At 68.9% G+C, this 16,333-nt stretch carries 10 protein-coding genes; 1 reads left to right on the top strand and 9 read right to left on the bottom strand.

Annotated features, from left to right (window positions below; translation table 11 throughout):
- Positions 1–34: 34 nt before the first annotated feature.
- The 5 genes from QOL82_RS08615 to QOL82_RS08595 form a co-directional block, all read right to left on the bottom strand.
- The gene (locus QOL82_RS08615; protein ID WP_283441840.1) at positions 35–2,026 is read right to left on the bottom strand and encodes a hypothetical protein; all 1,992 of its coding nucleotides are present in this window, start codon (positions 2,024–2,026) and stop codon (positions 35–37) included.
- A complete protein-coding gene (locus tag QOL82_RS08610; RefSeq protein ID WP_283441839.1) occupies positions 2,026–6,876 on the bottom strand; it encodes a carboxypeptidase regulatory-like domain-containing protein in 4,851 nt (1,616 codons plus the stop codon). Before QOL82_RS08610 ends, QOL82_RS08615 begins: the two co-directional genes overlap by 1 nt.
- A 90-nt stretch (positions 6,877–6,966) precedes the next feature.
- The gene (locus QOL82_RS08605) at positions 6,967–8,340 is read right to left on the bottom strand and encodes a hypothetical protein (RefSeq protein ID WP_283441838.1); all 1,374 of its coding nucleotides are present in this window, start codon (positions 8,338–8,340) and stop codon (positions 6,967–6,969) included.
- An 18-nt stretch (positions 8,341–8,358) separates the two neighbouring features.
- Positions 8,359–8,844, bottom strand: a complete 486-nt coding sequence (locus QOL82_RS08600) for a hypothetical protein (RefSeq protein ID WP_283441837.1) — start codon at positions 8,842–8,844, stop codon at positions 8,359–8,361.
- 461 nt (positions 8,845–9,305) lie between these two features.
- A complete protein-coding gene (locus tag QOL82_RS08595; protein ID WP_283441836.1) occupies positions 9,306–9,917 on the bottom strand; it encodes a response regulator in 612 nt (203 codons plus the stop codon).
- Between QOL82_RS08595 and QOL82_RS08590 the strand changes: the two genes are divergently transcribed.
- Positions 9,916–10,137 carry a hypothetical protein gene (locus QOL82_RS08590; RefSeq protein ID WP_283441835.1) on the top strand — a complete coding sequence of 74 codons (222 nt, stop codon included), beginning with the start codon at positions 9,916–9,918 and terminating at the stop codon, positions 10,135–10,137. The genes QOL82_RS08595 and QOL82_RS08590 overlap by 2 nt on opposite strands.
- Here QOL82_RS08590 and QOL82_RS08585 read toward each other — a convergent pair.
- Genes QOL82_RS08585 through QOL82_RS08570 form a run of 4 tightly spaced genes read right to left on the bottom strand, consistent with a single transcriptional unit; the run spans position 10,100 to position 16,239 of the window.
- Positions 10,100–11,290, bottom strand: coding sequence for a hybrid sensor histidine kinase/response regulator (locus QOL82_RS08585; protein ID WP_283441834.1), 1,191 nt, complete (start codon positions 11,288–11,290; stop codon positions 10,100–10,102). The genes QOL82_RS08590 and QOL82_RS08585 overlap by 38 nt on opposite strands.
- Before the next feature lie 5 nt (positions 11,291–11,295).
- Positions 11,296–11,892, bottom strand: a complete 597-nt coding sequence (locus QOL82_RS08580; RefSeq protein WP_283441833.1) for a chemotaxis protein CheB — start codon at positions 11,890–11,892, stop codon at positions 11,296–11,298.
- Between the two features lie 10 nt (positions 11,893–11,902).
- A complete protein-coding gene (locus QOL82_RS08575) occupies positions 11,903–12,721 on the bottom strand; it encodes a CheR family methyltransferase (RefSeq protein ID WP_283441832.1) in 819 nt (272 codons plus the stop codon).
- Positions 12,718–16,239 (bottom strand): response regulator, encoded by a 3,522-nt coding sequence (locus QOL82_RS08570; protein WP_283441831.1) that lies wholly within the window; start codon positions 16,237–16,239, stop codon positions 12,718–12,720. Before QOL82_RS08570 ends, QOL82_RS08575 begins: the two co-directional genes overlap by 4 nt.
- Positions 16,240–16,333 lie beyond the last annotated feature (94 nt).

Here is a 16,333-nt window from a genome sequence, read left to right as displayed (position 1 = left end):
AATCCGGAAGGAGAGAAAGGTATTTAATCGATTCCTAATTCACCGTCACGCGCAATATGACTGTGCCGCCGGCGCCCGCGCCGAGCATGCCATTGATCGTCCACTGGACCAGGCCCGCCTGCCTGGCGTCCGGCCTGGCCGAGACGGCGCAGCTGCTGACGCCAGCCGGCATCGCGCCGCAGCCGGCGTCGAGGAAGGCGGTATAGGCCGGCACGCTGTCCTCGATCTTCAAATTATTGACGCCGGCCGCCCCATTGTTCTTGAAATTCAGCGTATAGGTCAGCACTTCGCCCGGCGCCGCAGTCGTCTTGTCGACCGTCTTGACCAGCGTGAACTCGGTATTGTCGCCAAACAGCCCGAAGTTCTGGCTGCCCAGGTCCGCAGTGGAAATCGTGACCGTCCGCAGCAGCGTCGGCGCTTCGGTGCCGGCCCATCCGGGCGGGCCGGCCGGCGCGGTGCCGGCGCCGCTGGCGACATCGAGCAGCAGGCTGTAGCTGCCCATAGGCACGCTGGGGAAACTGTACGCCCCGGTGTTCGGGTCGACGCTGACGACGGCGCTGACCGCGTTGCCCGCGACCAGCTTGGCCCACAGCGCCTGCCTCGTGCCGCTCTCGCCCGCATCGAAGCGGCCGTTGCGGTTGGCGTCGTTGTAGACGGTGCCCGACACCGTGCAGCTTTGCGCAATCCCGTTGACGGTGACGACCGCCTCGCCGATGCCGATGCCGAGCAGCTTCAGCACCGGGTCGAGCACGCCGGAGAGCACGTTCGACAACACCGGCGACAAGGCGCCGGCGACCACGGTCTTCAGCACCGGCAACACCACCGCGTTGAGCAGGCCCAGCGACGGCGTCATCCGGATGTCGAGGTTCGACACCAGGCTGGAAAGCGCGCTGGCCAAAACGGCGGAACTGCTGCCGAAGGTGCGGCTCTGCGGGAACGGGCCGGTAAAGCTGGCGCTGCCGCCCAGCGGCGCCTGGCCGATGACGGCGCTGCGCGCCTCCAGCGCGACGACGGCGCCGTTGATGTTGACGGTGCCGATGTTGCCGTAGCCCAGGTCGATCGCGGCATTCAGCGTCCGGCTCCGGTTGAAGAACACGCTGTCGCTGAATGTACCAAGGTAGAGGTCGGCCACGCCGGGCGTGGCCCTGACCGTGACCAGCCTGCCGATCGCGTCGATGCCGTCGATGGCGCCCTCGGCGCGGGCCACGCTGGCGTAAACATCGAGGTTGGCGATGCGCACCGAGGCGCCCAGCACGCCGGGAATGGCGGTCAGCAGCCCGGTCGACGGCGACAGCGCGACCAGGTCGAGCTTGAGCTTGATGCGGATGGCGGCGGAGTGGAATTGCGTGCCGCTCGGCCCGCACACCATCACCGGCGGCTCGATCACCTGCGAGTACAGCTGTATGCCGTTGAGCACGCCGCCCAGCCCGAGCGCGCTGGCCGACACGCCGACGGGCGCCGGCGTGGTCAGCAGGTTGCGATGGTTGAACAGCTGCAGCTGCCCGGCCAGCAGGTCCAGCGCATTGAGCCGTGCGCCGGCAAGCGACGCCGCCGGGACGCTCAGCTGCAGCAGGTCGGCCATGCGTATCGTGCCGCCGGCAAAAGCCAGCTGCGACGCCAGCGACGCATAGGCATTCGCCAGCGCGACGTTGGCGTCGGCCTGCGCGCTTGCCTGCAGCGCCGCGGCCAGCTGCGCCAGGGTGGCATTGGCCGCCAGCGCCTGGTCCGGCGTGCCGACCGCGGTGCGCGCCTGCAGCGCGTTCAGGAAGCCGAGCAGGCCCACGTCCCCCTGCGCCAGCGCGTTCCAGTCGGCGACGCTCAGCGACAGGTTGCCGCCGAGCAGGTTGCCGTAGAGCGCATTGAGCAGTGCGCTTTTGGCGATGTCCACGCTGGCCAGGCGCGGCCCCACGGTCACGCATGCGCCGGTGGTGCAGCTCCAGGCAGGCTGCCACCAGAGCAGGCAGGCCAGCACGGCCAGGAGGCTGCGCAGGCTGCGGCAGGTGAACAAGGCGCGGAGGCTGCGCATCAGTGCATCCCCGCGTCCGCCGCGAGTGCGTCCGGCAGCGCGCGCTCGTCGAACTGGTAGCGCATGCGCAGGTAGACGCCCCGGCTGGTGTAATTGTTCGCCGACAGGTCGCGGTCGGTGAAGCCCGCGAAGTTGTAGCCGGCCGCCATCCACAGGTCGTCCCGCAGCCGGTAGCCCGCCTCGACGCCGGCGCCGGCCTGGCGGCTGCCGAAGTCGCCGCTGGTGAGCATCTGCGCCAGCAGGCTGCCGTCCCAGCGGCCGCCCAGGTTTCTGCCGATGCGGCCGCCCAGCAAGTGCGCGCTGGCCTGGCTGGCAATGCCGGCCGACTGGTCATGCACCCGCTTGCCGGCATAACGCACGGTGTAGACCGTGTCGCGGTCGGCCTGGTAATTCAGGTTGGCGGCAATGATATGCACCGCCCGCCGCACGTTGGCGAAGCTGGTGTCGCGCTCGAGCCGGTATTCGTACTTGGCAAGCGCGTTCAGGCCCAGCGATTCGAGCGCCCGGTAGGCCAGGCCGGTTTGCAGCAGCGCGTCGGTGCGGATGCCGCCGCCCTGCCGGCCATGCTGGAACGAGACCGTGCCCTTGCCGAGGAAGGTCAGCGTGTGGCTGAGCCGGGCGGCAATGCCGGCGGTCGTCAGCACGCCTTCGCTGGCGTCCGAGCGCCGCACCTCGGCGCGCGCGGTCGCCTTCCAGTTCGGATTGGTGGTCAGCTCCAGCGCCGCGGTCAGCGCGATGCCGCCGTTGTGGCTCTCGCCTTCGAGCGTCTGCACGCGCTCGAAGCTGCCCGACACGGCCACGCCCTCGTCCACCCGCCACAGCTTGCGCAGCCCGATGGCCGCTTCCGCCAGCGGCCCGCCGAAATCGTTGCGCGCCCGGTATTCGGAGAAGACCCGGCCATCCTCGATCGCGCCGGCTTCCAGCCCGACGACGGTCGCATTGCGCTGCTGGCTGTCGTTGAGCGCGTAGTTCGAGCCCAGGCTGGAGATCAGTTCATGCCGTGCATAGAGCCGGCCGCCCTGCGCCAGCGGCACGTCGCCGCCGACGGCGACGGTCTTGCGGTCGGCATGCGCGACATCCTGCTCCGCTTCGACGAACACGGTGGCGCCGGCCAGAGACGGCAGCGGCGCCGGCGCCGTCACCTTGGCCCGCACGCTGTTGGTGGTCGTGTCCGGCAGCGTGACATTGGCCGGCGCAGTTTCGGTCGCATGGCGCACGCCGGCTTCGAGCTGCACGCCGTTGGCGAAACGCGTCACCGTGCCCGCCAGCACGCCGTCGCGCGCGGCGCCGCTGGCGGCGTCGGCCGAATGGATCGCTTCGCCGACCAGCCTGGTCGCATCGTCGACCCGGTAGGCCACCCGCGCACCAGCCTCGGTGCGGCCGCGGCCCAGGCTGGCCGACAGGTTGTCGAACTGGCTGTCGGCGCGGCCCGCATGCACGCGCGCCTCGAGCCTGCCATCGACATGCTGGACGTCGACCCGCGCGGCCCGGCCCGTTCCCAGGCTGGCCTTGTCGCTCCGGGCGACCTCGGCGATCAGGGTGGTCTGCTCGGCCAGGCGCACCGTCGCATTCGCGCTCCTGAGCGTGGCCGGGTCCTGCGGATTGCGGTCGGTCGCGTAGCTGCCGCCGACCTCGATGCGCTCGCTTACCCTGGCCTGCGCGTTCACGCCGGCGACCCAGAACTGCGCGCCGCCCTGGTCGACTTCGTAGGTGACACGGATCGACACCGGATTGAGGTTCGGATCCAGGCTGGCGACCGGCGCGCGCAGCAGCAGCGTGCCGCCGACCGGATCGATCTCGTAATCCTGCAGGCGGGCCAGCGGCGTCGTGCCCAGCACCAGCGCCGGCTGGTTGCGGTCGCGCACCACGATCTCGACGCGCTCGCTGTTGGCGAGCATGGGCCGCTGCCTGATCTGGAACGGGCCGGACACGCCGATGGCCGGGAACTCGTCGATCGCCTGGCGCGCGCTGGCCCGGCTGGCATAGGCGTCGATGCTGACGCTGTCGGTCTCGTAATGCTCGCGCACGCCGGTCAGGCTGCGGTGATAGGCGCCGAGGTTGCGGGCGGGCGTGGGCGGCGGCGGCGTGAAGTCGCCGTACAGCAGCCACGAGCGGTCGCGGGCGATGCGCACGTAGAGCTTGCCGGTCGACTGCGCATCGAAGCTGCGCACCGCGCCGTCGCCATAGACCGGGTAGAACGCATTCGGGTCGATGTCGCGGAACAGCTTGGTGTCCGGGGCCTTTTCCGACTCATAGCCCAGCGTCAGCAGGTAGTCGCCGCGGATCTTGCCCTTGATGAACATCGCCGCGCGCGCCGCCGCGCCGGCATTGCCGCCCAGCGAACGCGACACCTGCCGCAGTTCGTCCTCGAAACCGTCCTCGGCCCGTGCCGGCGCCAGCGCGTCGCGCCGGAAGTGGCGGACATTGATCGCGCCCTCGATCAGGCCGGCGGCAATCAGCGGCTGCATGTCCGGCACGAAATGCACCCTGATCTCCCGGCTCGCGCCGTCGCTGCGCACGCGCACCACGGCTTCGCCCTCCTCCTTCGGCGCCTGCAGCAGGAAGTCGGCTTCGCCTCCGTCGAGCATGGCCTGCACGCCCGGCTCGCGCGGGTCGAGGTCGACCGCCTGCCAGGCGCCGCGGCTGGATTCCAGCGTCAGCGGCGTGGGCGCGGTGACCCGCACGCCGTTCGCGTCGGACAGGCGCACCCGGATGCCGGCCATGGACTTGCCGTCGGCCGGCACCGCGGCCTGGGTCGCCGCCAGCTCGATGACCGCGGCGCCGGCCGCGACGGTGACGGTGATGCGCCTGGCGCCGCGCGGATTGCCGAAGCCGTCATGCTGCGTCACCTCCAGCACGTTGGGACCGGGTTTGAGGTCGACGCCGATGTATTCCCACAGTTCGACCTGGCGGTCCGGCGCCGCGAGCTTGCGCCCGATGCGCTTGTCGGGCACCGCGCCGCCGTTCACGCTCAGCGCCAGGCGCGAACCGGTCGCGCCCTTGACCCGCACCGGCGTCTGCGCCTGGCCCAGCACCGCGCCGTCCTGCAGGCCGACGAAGTCCAGCGTGTTGTCCAGCGCGCCGACATCGATGTCAGCCGCTGCGGCCGGCGCCGCGGCTGCGGCCGGGATCGGCGCAGCGGCCGCGGCCGCGCCGCCCGGCGCGATGGCCGCCGCGCCGGCCCTAACGAGTTGCGCGCGGCGGCTTTCGATGTCCTTGCCGGTTGCCGCGTCGCAGCCGGCGACGGCGAATTCCGCCTTGTACAGCTCGCCGTTCTTCAGGTCGGCGAAACGGCTGCGGTCCGCGTCGGCGATCCGCGCGCCGGGCGGCAGGGTCGCGCCGTCGAGCCGCAGCACGTGGGTGCGCGCCGCCACCTCGCTGAAGCTGTACCTGCCGTCGATGTCGGTGACGACCGACGTGCCGTCTTCCATCAGGATGCGCACGCCGGGTATGCCAATTTCCCCGGCCTCGCGCAGCATGCTGCCATTGCAGTCCTGGTAGACCGAGCCGATCACATAGCCCTTGGTGCTGAACACGCCGGCCTGCACCTTGACCCGCGCGGTCGCCACGTTGCTTGTCTTCGGCAGGGGCCGGCCGCTGCCTGCCTGGCCGCGGCTGATGCCGTCGCCCTGCAGCGCGCCGGGGCCGACCCGGACGCGGAAGCTGATGGCCGCCACCGCGTTGACGGGCAGCTCGCCGACCGGCAGCGCCAGTTCGCCGCTGGCCGTCTGGACCGGGTCGGGCGCCCTGGCGCCGCGCACCCGCAGGCTTCCCGGCTCGAACTTGAAGCCGGCCGGCAGCCGGTCGCGCACCACGACCTGCACCAGGTCGCCCCTGCCGCTGTTGCGCACGTTCAGCGCATAGTCGAGGAAGTCGGCGATCTCCACGACCTGGCGGGAAGCGGACTTCTCCAGCAGCAGGCCGCTGCTGTCGAAGTCCAGCGGCACGTCGAGCACGACCGCGCCGGTGCTGGCGTTGACCGGGAATTCGCCGCCATAGGAACCGTACAGGTGGATCGTCCGGGTCGCCGGCAGCGCGGCCGGCGCCAGCTTCGACGCGAAGTCGTAGCTGGGCGGCGGCGTGACCACCAGCCGGTAGCGGCCCGCCCCGACCTGCGGAAACTCGAAGCGGCCGTCGGCACCGGTGGTGACCGTGTCGGGCGCGGGCGCGCCGTCATTGCTGAACACCTTCGCCGGGCCGCCGGCATTGCCGCCATTGCCTTCGCCGCTGGCGTCGATGATGGCGACGGTGGCGCCGGCGACCGGCTCGTCGCTGCGGCTGTCGAAGACGATGCCCGAGGGGTCGATCAGCAGCATCGACACGGCGGCGCTGCCGCAGTTCTCGATGCGCGCCATCAGCGTGTCATTCTTCAGCACCTGCAGGATGCCGTCGCCCGGCACCGGCTGCACGCCGCCGTCCATCGTCATGACCTGGCGCGGAATCCGGAACAGCCCGGTGTCCGGGCCGGTCTCGCTCGCGTCGAACCACTCCATGTCGCCGGTGAGTTTCGACGCGATGCTGATGCGCACCTGCTCATTCGCCGTCTCGTCGGCATTGCATGCCTCGGCGCTGGCCTGCACGAACAGCTGCCTGCCTATGCGCGACGCCAGCGCTTCGTTGCTGAACTGGTCGTCGCGGTAATAGCGGATCGTGGTCGGCGGCACGACCCTGACCTTGTTCGAGTTCAGGGTCGCGTTCTTGCTGGACGCCGCTTCGATGAAGCTTGCCTGCGCCTGGTTGGCGATCGCATTGTTCAGGGTCACCGCCGCGCCCGCAGGCGCGCACAGCAGCCATGCCAGGAACAGGCATGACAGCAGGTAGAGGCGCGGCAGGCGGGCAGGTTTCTGCATGGACGGGACGATGGCGATGGACGTGGCGAGCCCCGCGCTGCGCCGGGGTCCGGTGCAGCGCCAGGGACGGGAGGGAAGGAAGGGGCGGCGTTATGGATTGATCCGGACGCCGAACTCGAGCACCGCGGACTGCGCCGGCGCCAGCGTGCCCACGGTTGCCTGCACATTGCCGGCGCTGCCGCCGGCCGGCGCGGTGACGGTGCCCAGCGTCACGCTGGCCGCGCGGGCCGCATGGTAGGTCGTGCTGCCGGGCGTCGGATCGGTGATCACCAGCGCCGTCACGTTGCTGCCGCTGACATTGCTCGCGGCGATCTGGTAGCGGATGCAGGCGCCCGGCACGGCGCCGACGGTGATGTTGACCAGTACGAACGGCGTGTCGGCGATGCCGTCGCAGTTGGCGTCGAGCGCCTGCGACTTGACCAGTGCGACCTGGCCCGCGGCCGGCAGCACGACCGCCGCCACGTGCAGCCGGTCGCTTGCGCCCGATGTCGTGCCGGCGGCGCGGAAATACAGGTCGCTCGCCGCCGCCACGGCGCCGCCGGGCGGCGTGACATCCGCATACACCAGGCTGTTGCCGCCGGCCGGCACCGTGCTGCTGGTGATGACGGAACCGGCCGCGTCCTTGAAGACCACGGTCCAGCCCGGCGGCAGCGTGGTCGCGCCGAAGCTGCCGTCGGTGCTGGCCTGCAGGTTGAAGGTGTCGGGCGCGTTGCCGCCATTGTTCAGGTACAGCGTGTAGCGGGTGGTGCCGCCCGGGTTAACCGCGTTGGTGATGGTCGGCGTGACTTCCGGGCCGGCGCCCGCGCCGGGTGCGCCGGCGCCCGGCGCATTGCCGGTGATGTCGACCGTCGACACTGCGCTGGCCGTGGTGGTGTCGGTATTGGTCGCGGTCGAGCCGGGCGCGTAGACGCTGGCCGCGGTCACGACGATGCTGTTGGCCGCATTGGCCGGCGCGTTGGCCGGCACCGTGGCCACGGCGACGAACTTGTAGGTCGCGCCGGCCGCGATGCTGTCCGTGGCGACGATGGGCGTCGCATTGTCGGCCACGCCGTCGCCGTTGGCGTCGGCATAGAACAGCACGCCGGCATGGGCGAAGGCGCCGCTGTTGGTGGCGCTGAGCAGGAAGCTGTCAGGGCCGTTGCCGGTATTGGTGATGGTGTGCGGATAGCTGACCTGGGCGCCCGGCGCGGCATTCTTCGCGCCATTCACCGACATCGTCAGGCTGCCGACCTGCTGCACCACCGTGACCACGGTATTGGAACTGACCGTGCGCGCGGTCGACGCCGCGTCGGTATAGGTCGCGGTGGCCTGGTTCGAGATCGACGCGCCGGCCGCGGTGAGCGCATGGGCGGAAGCGGCGCCCAGCAGGGCCAGCGCGGCCAGCGCCAGTCGGGAAAGGCGCGAAAGGCGAAGGCGGCGGCAGCCTGCTGCAGGGGAGTGACGGGAAAATCGAGCGTATTTCATCGTGTGTGCTTGTGACGATTAACGGGGAGCGCCGATCAGGCGCATGCGGGAGCGGACGACGACGCTTTTGCCGGCGTCGAGGTCGCCCAGGTTCCAGCGCAGGAAGCGGTATTCGGATGCGGGCACCGCTTCGGACTTGCGGCTGCCGTCGGGCAGGACGACCACGCGCTGCAGCGGCGCAGGCGCGAACTGCTTGCCATCCAGGCTGGCCAGCACCTTGGCCGGCGCGGCGGACGCATCGACATATTCCATGCCGTCCGGCGGCACCGGCAGCGTCGCCAGCACGCCGCGGGCGGGCGCGGCGCCGCGGTTGGTATAGGTCGCCCGGTATTCCAGGGTGTCCCCCGGCCCGGCCTGGCCATCGACCATGGTCTCGGCGCCGTCCTTCTGGCGCACGACTTTTTGCACCTGCAGGTCGACGACGACTTCGGGGCCGGTTGCGGCGTGGGCGAACCAGGGCGCGGCGGTGAAGAGGATGGCGGAAGCCAGAACTGCAACGGACATTTTGATCATCGGTGTCATTTCGATGGAAGCATCATTTTGCTGGAAGTATCATTTCTTTCATTTTGTTGCATTCTATCACTTTTATAATTTCTGTATAGAAACATCTTTATTACTGAGCAGAAACAATTGCCCACTGTTGGAAATACGCTAAAGCGGTGTCGGCGACTGGGGACAGGAGGAAGGAAAGACGAGCGGTCCGGCAGACCGGGATGCGATCAGGTGCATGCGCGGTGCGGCAATCCGGTTGGTTCCGGAGCGCATGGATGCGCTGCACGGCCGGCGGTTGGTGCCAGGCGGCCGGGAACCCGGCCATTGCCTCGGCCCGTGAACGGGCAGCGTCCCGCGTTTGACGGGACCGTGCTTCAGATCATTCGTGATTGGGAGAAAAGAAAGACGGGCGGCAGGCGGCCGCCCCGCCCTGCGGCCTGTCCGTCAGGCCGAGGTTGAACTGCGCGGCGGTTCTATGCGTTCAGGCTGCGCTTGACCGCGTCGAACAGCGCTTCGAATGGCACAGGTTTGGGGAAGAAAGGGATGTCGGGTGCGAGGCCGCCGGCCTTCAGCGCGCTCTCGTCCAGGCCGCTGACCACGATGACCGGCATGCCGGCGCAGTCCTCGTTCGCGCGCAGCCGCCTGATCATGCCAAAGCCGTCGATTTCCGGCATCGTCAGGTCCGTGATCAGCAGGTCGGGCCGGTGCTTGCCGATCTTGATCAGCGCATCCATCCCGTTGGCGGCGGTTGTCAGCTGGACCGGCAAATCCCAGCCGGCGATCTCCAGCTCATACAGGCGCAGCATGGTCGGATCGTCATCCACCACCATCACGCAGTAAGGGCTTGCGGCGGCGGCAGGCGCCGGCGATGGCGCGATGCCCAGCGCGCTCGACCGTTCGACGGCCATTTTTTCCAGCGACTTCACGGTGATCCGGCGATGTCCGCCGGGCGTCTTCCAGGCCTGCAGGGCGCCGCTCTCGACCCAGACCTGTATCGTCCGCAGCGAGACCCCGAGCACGCCTGCCGCGTCGCGGGTGGTGCAATACTCTTCCGCATTGACGCGCAGGGACGCGAGAGTGGTCATGGCTGCTCTTTCTTTTAATTTGAACGAATTTATTGATTCTAGCGATTGTTTCATATCGACGCCAGAAATAATTTCCTCGATGCAATTAAATGCAACGGATGGCATTTCCGCCGGGCTGGGCGCTGTGGAAAATGGGTTCGCCAGCCAGACCGCAGCAGGCAAGGCAGCCTGCCCTGCGCTTCCTATGCCGGGGCTGCCGCGTGCGGCAGGTGCAGGATGAACACCGAGCCGTTGCCGGGTTCGCTGTAGACCTTGATGCTGCCGCCGTGCGCCTCGACCAGCTGCTGCGTGATGAACAGCCCGAGTCCCAGCCCGTCCGCCGAGCGGCCGCCGCCGGCGCGCTCGAACTGGCGGAAGATGCGCTTCTGGTCTTCCTGCGAGATGCCGATGCCATGGTCGCGCACCTCGATGTGCGCGCCGTCCGGCGCCGGCGACAGGCTCACCTCCACCGGCTTGCCGCTGCCGTAGCGCAGCGCGTTGGTCAGCAGGTTGACCGCCACCTGCTCGATCCGGAACTCGTCCCACCAGCCGTCGACCGGCTCGGGCGCCTGCAGCGTGATCGTGCTGCCGACCGCCGCCGCCTGCTGCGCCAGGTCGTCGACCACCCGCTGCAGCAGCAGCGACAGCTCGATCTTCACCGGCCGCACCGACAGCGTGCCGCTGCGGATGCGCGAGACATCCATCATGTCCTCGATCAGCCGCACCATGTTGCGGATCTGGCGGTCGTCGCGGGCAAACATCGCGTCCAGCCGCGCCGGGTCGAAGGCCGCCATGTTGCCGCGGTCGAGCTGCATGCGCCGCAGCTGCGACTCCAGGAACAGCGTGTTGAGCGGCGTGCGCAGCTCGTGGGCGACGATGGACATGAAGTCGTCGCGCATCTTCACCGCATGCTCCAGCTCCTGCTGCGCGGCATTGAGACGCTCCAGCAGCGCCTGCTGCTCGCGCCGCGCCAGTTCCAGCGCCTCGACCTGCCGCCGCATCTCGCTGCGCTGGCGGTACATGTCGACGAACACCGCGACCTTGCTGTTGACCGCGTACGCGTCCAGCGGCTTGTGCAGGAAATCGACCGCGCCCGCCTCGTAGCCCCTGAACGCATGGTTCAGTTCGCGGCCGGCGGCGCTGACGAACACGATGGGGATGCGCCGGGTGCGCTCGGTGCCGCGCATCAGCTCGGCCAGTTCGAAGCCGTTCATGCCCGGCATCTGCACGTCCAGCAGCGCCAGCGCGAAATCATGCTCCAGCAGCAGCGAAAGCGCGTCGTCGCCGGAGCTGGCCGCATGCACGGTCAGGTGGTCGCGCCGGATCAGCGCCTCCAGCGCGATCAGGTTTTCGGGAAGATCGTCGACGATCAGAATATTGACGCTGCTTGCCATGGTGTTCAATGCCTGTTCAATTCGAGGAGCAAGTCGCGGATGCTATCCAGCGGCAGCACCAGGTCGGGCGCGCGGCGCTTGATGGCCGCGCGCGGCATCGTGGGTATGGCGGCTTCGTCGGGGTCCTGCGCCACCGTCAGCCCGCCGCGCTCGCCGATGCGCGCGAGTCCTTCCGCGCCGTCATCGTTGGCCCCGGTCAGCAGGATGCCGGCCAGCCGCGGGCCCCAGGCGTCGGCGGCGGACTCCATCAGCACGTCGATCGAGGGCCGCGAGTAATGCACCGGCGCCTCGCAACTGAGCGCGAACGAAAAATCCTGCTCGACCAGCAGATGATAGCCGCCGGGCGCGAAGTATAGCCGTCCCGGCGCGATCCGCGCCTTGTCCGCCGCTTCCTCGACCGGGATCGCCAGCCGCGCGCCGAAGACATCGACCAGCTTGCTGTCGCCGTTGTTGGGCAGGTGCAGCAGCGCGATCAGCGGCAGCCGGAACGTGCCGGGAAGGCCGGACAGGATGCGCAGCATCGCGTCCAGCCCGCCGGCCGAACCGCCTATCACCACCGCGTCGATCTGGCGGCCGGCTGCAATGCTTCCTCGTTCGTTCATGGCCGCCCCGTCATCGCTTGCGGTACAGGCGCTCGCGCCTGTCCACCGTTTCGAAGCTGTCGCTGCAGGCCGAGAAGTCCATGCTTTCCTTGGACCCGAGACCAAGGAAGCCGCGGTTGCAGAGCGAATCGTGGAACAGCTTCAGCGCCCTGTCCTGCAGCTTGCGGTTGAAGTAGATCAGCACGTTCCGGCAGGACACCAGGTGGGTTTCCGAAAACACGGTGTCGGTCGCAAGGCTATGGTCGGCGAAGGTGACATTGGCCGACAGGAAACGGTCCATCAGCGCCGACTCGTAGGCGCTGGTGTAGTAGTCGGACAGCTGCCGCTTGCCGCCCGACTTCTCGTAGCTGGCCGCATAACGCTCCATCGCGCTCAACGGGAAAATGCCCCGGCGCGCCTTGTCCAGCGAGGCCGGGTTGATGTCGGTCGCATAGATCAGCGTGCGCTCCAGCAGGCCTTCCTCGTGCAGCAGGATCGCCAGCGAATACACTTCCTCGCCGGTGCTGCAGCCGGCCACCCAGACCTTGATCGACGGGTAGGTCTGCAGCAGCGGCGCGGCTTCCCGCCGCAGCGCCAGGAAGTAGGACGGGTCACGGAACATCTCGCTAACCGGGATGGTCAGGAATTGCAGCAGCTGGTGGAATGCTTCCGGATCGTGCAGCACGCGCGACTGCAGCGCCGAGATGGTCGGGCAGTCGAACTGCGACAGCGCGTGCAGCACCCGGCGCTTCTGCGACGCCAGCGAATAGTCGCGGAAATCATGCCCGTAGCGCAGGAAAATGGCTTCGGCCAGCAGCTTCAGCTCGATGTCGGTGGCGTCGGGCTTCATGCAGGCAGCCGCTCCAGCGTGGGCAGCCAGACCCGCAGCAGCGCGAACAGCCGCTCGAGGTCCACCGGCTTGGCCAGGTAGTCGCTGGCGCCGGCCTTCAGGCACTGGTCATGGTCGTCGCGCATCGCCTTTGCGGTGACCGCGATGATGGGCAGCTTCTGGAAGCGGCCGTCGGCGCGTATCCGGCGCGTCGCTTCCAGGCCGTCCATCACCGGCATCATCACGTCCATCAGCACCAGGTCGATGTCGGGCGTCTCGTCGAGCCGCTCGATCGCCTCGAGCCCGTTGCGGGCCACCGTAACCGCCAGGCCCTTCTGTTCGAGCGCGCTGGTGAGGGCGAAGATATTGCGCACGTCGTCATCGACCAGCAGCACGCGGCGGCCCTGGAACACGTGGTCCCGGCTGCGCGCCGTCTTGAGCATGGCCTTGCGGTCGTCCGACAGCTCGGCCTCGACCTTGTGCAGGAACAGCGTGACTTCGTCGAGCAGGCGCTCGGGGGAACGCGCGCCCTTGATGATGATGGAGCGCGAATACTTCATCAGGTCGGCCTCCTCCTCGCGCGTCAGGTTGCGGCCGGTATAGACGATCACGGGCGGGAACGGCTGCAGGCCCTGTTCGGCCATGCGGCGCAGCAGGTCCTTGCCCTGCATGTCGGGCAGCTTCAGGTCGATGATCATGCAGTCGAAGGCGGCGCTCGCGCCGGCGTCCGCCAGCCGCGCCAGCGCTTCCGCGCCGGTCGCCACGGCGACGATGTCGACATCCTCGTCGGCGATCAGGTGCGTCACGCTGTCGCGCTGGCGGGCGTCGTCCTCCACCAGCAGGATGCGCTTCATCTTCTTGGTGGTGCGCTCTTCCAGCCGCCGGAATACCTCTTCCAGCGCGTCGCGCGACGCCGGCTTCTGCGCATGGCCGATCGCGCCCATGTGCAGCGCCGCGTCGCTGCGGTCTTCGGAAGACACGATATGGACCGGTATGTGGCGGGTGCGCGGGTTTTCCTTCAGGTCCTGCAGCAGCGACAGGCCGGGCCGGTCCGGCAGGCGCATGTCGAGCAGCACCGCGCTGGGCAGGAAGTCGCGGGCGAGCTGCAGGCCCTCGTCGGCGCCCTGCGCCACCAGGCAGCGGTAGCCGAGTTCGCGCGCGAGGTCGTACAGGATGCCGGCGAATGCCGGCTCGTCCTCGACCACGAGCACCGTGCGCCGGTGGTCCGCCGGGTTGCCGCGGTCGTCCGGGAACGGCGCGGCAGCCTGCTGTGCAGTCCTCGCGGGCGTCGGGGCCGATGCAGGCGCCGCCGCCGATGCGGGCGCGGCCTGCGCGACCGGCAGCGGCTGCTGCCGTGCCGGCGCCGGCGCCGGCAAAGCGGCCCTCGCCGCCGGCGTCTCGATGCGGCGCGGCAGCGTCAGCGCGAAGGTGCTGCCCTTGCCCGGCGCGCTGTCAACCTCGATGGCGCCGCCCAGCAGCGCCGCCAGTTCGCGCGAGATCGACAGGCCCAGCCCGGTGCCGCCGTAGCGGCGGCTGGTGCCGCCGTCGGCCTGGCGGAACGCATCGAAGATGATGTCGAGCTGGCCGGGTTCGATGCCGATGCCGGAGTCGGTGACGGCAAACCGGATGCGGTCGCCCGGCAACGCCGTCAAGGCCAGCGTGACGCTGCCGCGCTCGGTGAACTTCATCGCATTCGACAGCAGGTTCTTCAGGATCTGCTCGAGGCGCTGGCGGTCGGTGTAGAGGGGCGCCGGCCCGAGGTCGTACGGCGGCACCTTGAATGCCAGGCCCTTTTCCGTGGCCACTGGCTCGAAGGTGCGCTCGAGGCTGGACACCAGCTCGGCGGCGGTGACGGCTTCCGGCATCAGTTCGAGCTGGCCTGCCTCGACCTTGGAAATGTCGAGGATGTCGTTGATCAGCACCAGCAGGTCGTTGCCCGACGCGTAAATCGATTCCGCGAACTTGACCTGCTCGGAAGACAGGTTGCCCGGCTTGTTCTCCGCCAGCAGCTTGGCCAGGATCAGCGAGCTGTTCAGCGGCGTGCGCAATTCATGGGACATGTTGGCGAGGAATTCCGACTTGTAGCGGCTGGCCCGCTGCAGGTCGTCGGCGCGCGCCTCCAGCGCGTCCTGCGCCTGCTGCAGGGCTGCATTCTTCTGGTCCAGCGAGTCCGCCTGCTCGCCCAGCCGCATATTGGTCTGCTCCAGTTCGGCCTGCTGGTTCTCCAGGCTGGCGCGCGACTCGCGCAGCAGCCGGGCCTGCTCTTCCAGTCCTTCGTTGGCGGTGCGCAGCTCTTCCTGCTGGACCTGCAGTTCCTCGTTGAGCTGCTGGGTGTCGGCAAGCGCCGCCTGCAGCCGCTGCCGGTACTGCGCCGCCTCGATGGCCGCGCCGATGCTGTCGCCGACCAGCTCCAGGAATTCGAGGTCGCGGGCGTCGACCTGCCGCGCGAAGCCCAGTTCCAGCACGCCGTTGACGACGCCGCCTTCCTCGATCGGCGCCAGCAGCACCGACACGGGCGCGCCGCTGCCCAGGCCCGAACTCACCTTGAGATAATTGTCGGGCACGTTGTCCAGCCGGATCACGCGGCGCGCCAGCAGCGCCTGGCCGACCAGGCCCTCGCCCGCCTCGACCAGCGCTTCGCTGCGCTCGCTGTCCTTGGCAAAGCCGTAGGTCGCCACCCGCCGCAGCAGGTTGACCGGCTCCCGCACATACAGCGCGGCCACGGCGACGTTCAGGTGCTCGCCCAGGAAGTCCAGCACGCTGCGCGCCAGCGGCGCCAGCGCCTGCTGGCCGACGAGGCGCTCGGACAGCGTATTCTGCGCGCTGCGCAGCCAGCCCTGGCGCTCCAGGAAGGCCGCATGCTCGTTTTGCCGCTGCAGCGCGGCGTTATAGCTTTCCGACAGCCGCAGCAGCTCGCGCCGGCCGAACCAGGCAAGGCCGCCGGCCAGCATCAGGTTGAGCACCAGGTAGATCACCACCAGCGTCACCGTGAGCTGGCGCGCCTCCTCGCTGCGCTGGGTGCGCATGGTTTCCTCGATCTGCAGGAAACCGTTGAACTCGCGCCGCAGCTGGTCGAATTCCTGCTTGCCGCGCCCGCCCTGCACCAGCGGAAGCCAGTTGCCGTTGCTGCGACGCAGCGCCAGCGCCTGGTTCGCATAGTCGGACCACTGGCGATGGAGCCTTGCCAGCAGGCGCAGCCGCTCGACCTGCGCCGGATTGTCGGCGACCATGCGCGTGAGGCTGTCCAGTTCGGCCTGCATCCGCGGCATCCCGAGCCGGTACGGCTCGAGATAGGTCTCCTCGCCGGTCAGCAGGAAACCGCGCATGCCGGTTTCCTGGTCGACCGCCAGCTTGATCACGGACTGCGCGCCCGCGATCACGCGGTCGCTATGCTCGACCCAGCGCATCGCCGACAGCAGGTAGGCGATCAGCGCGACGAAACCCATGATGCTGATCACGCCCACGACCAGGGGCAGTGCGATATTTCGATAGAGAATGCGCTTGAATCCGTGCGGGTCGACTGCGGGTACTGCGGACATTATTGCCTTTCCGGGGGCCATACACGGGCGGCAGTTTAACCGATACCACTATCTTTCAAGCCCGCAACAGCACCGCTGGTTGTGCTGTTCGACA

It is taken from the genome of Noviherbaspirillum suwonense (genome assembly GCF_900182955.1).
GTDB classification, from domain to species: Bacteria; Pseudomonadota; Gammaproteobacteria; order Burkholderiales; family Burkholderiaceae_D; genus Noviherbaspirillum_A; species Noviherbaspirillum_A suwonense.
Note: the sequence above shows the minus strand (reverse complement) of the source record. Positions and strands in the feature narration are given on the sequence as shown.

What these genes read in the sequence shown, in the direction of transcription:
- QOL82_RS08615 (WP_283441840.1), bottom strand. Translation starts at nt 2,026, where the DNA reads ATGCGCAGCCTCCGCGCCTTGTTCACCTGCCGCAGCCTGCGCAGCCTC.
- QOL82_RS08610 (WP_283441839.1), bottom strand. Translation starts at nt 6,876, where the DNA reads ATGCAGAAACCTGCCCGCCTGCCGCGCCTCTACCTGCTGTCATGCCTG.
- QOL82_RS08605 (WP_283441838.1), bottom strand. Translation starts at nt 8,340, where the DNA reads ATGAAATACGCTCGATTTTCCCGTCACTCCCCTGCAGCAGGCTGCCGC.
- QOL82_RS08600 (WP_283441837.1), bottom strand. Translation starts at nt 8,844, where the DNA reads ATGTCCGTTGCAGTTCTGGCTTCCGCCATCCTCTTCACCGCCGCGCCC.
- QOL82_RS08590 (WP_283441835.1), top strand. Translation starts at nt 9,916, where the DNA reads ATGGCTGCTCTTTCTTTTAATTTGAACGAATTTATTGATTCTAGCGAT.
- QOL82_RS08595 (WP_283441836.1), bottom strand. Translation starts at nt 9,917, where the DNA reads ATGACCACTCTCGCGTCCCTGCGCGTCAATGCGGAAGAGTATTGCACC.
- QOL82_RS08585 (WP_283441834.1), bottom strand. Translation starts at nt 11,290, where the DNA reads ATGGCAAGCAGCGTCAATATTCTGATCGTCGACGATCTTCCCGAAAAC.
- QOL82_RS08580 (WP_283441833.1), bottom strand. Translation starts at nt 11,892, where the DNA reads ATGAACGAACGAGGAAGCATTGCAGCCGGCCGCCAGATCGACGCGGTG.
- QOL82_RS08575 (WP_283441832.1), bottom strand. Translation starts at nt 12,721, where the DNA reads ATGAAGCCCGACGCCACCGACATCGAGCTGAAGCTGCTGGCCGAAGCC.
- QOL82_RS08570 (WP_283441831.1), bottom strand. Translation starts at nt 16,239, where the DNA reads ATGTCCGCAGTACCCGCAGTCGACCCGCACGGATTCAAGCGCATTCTC.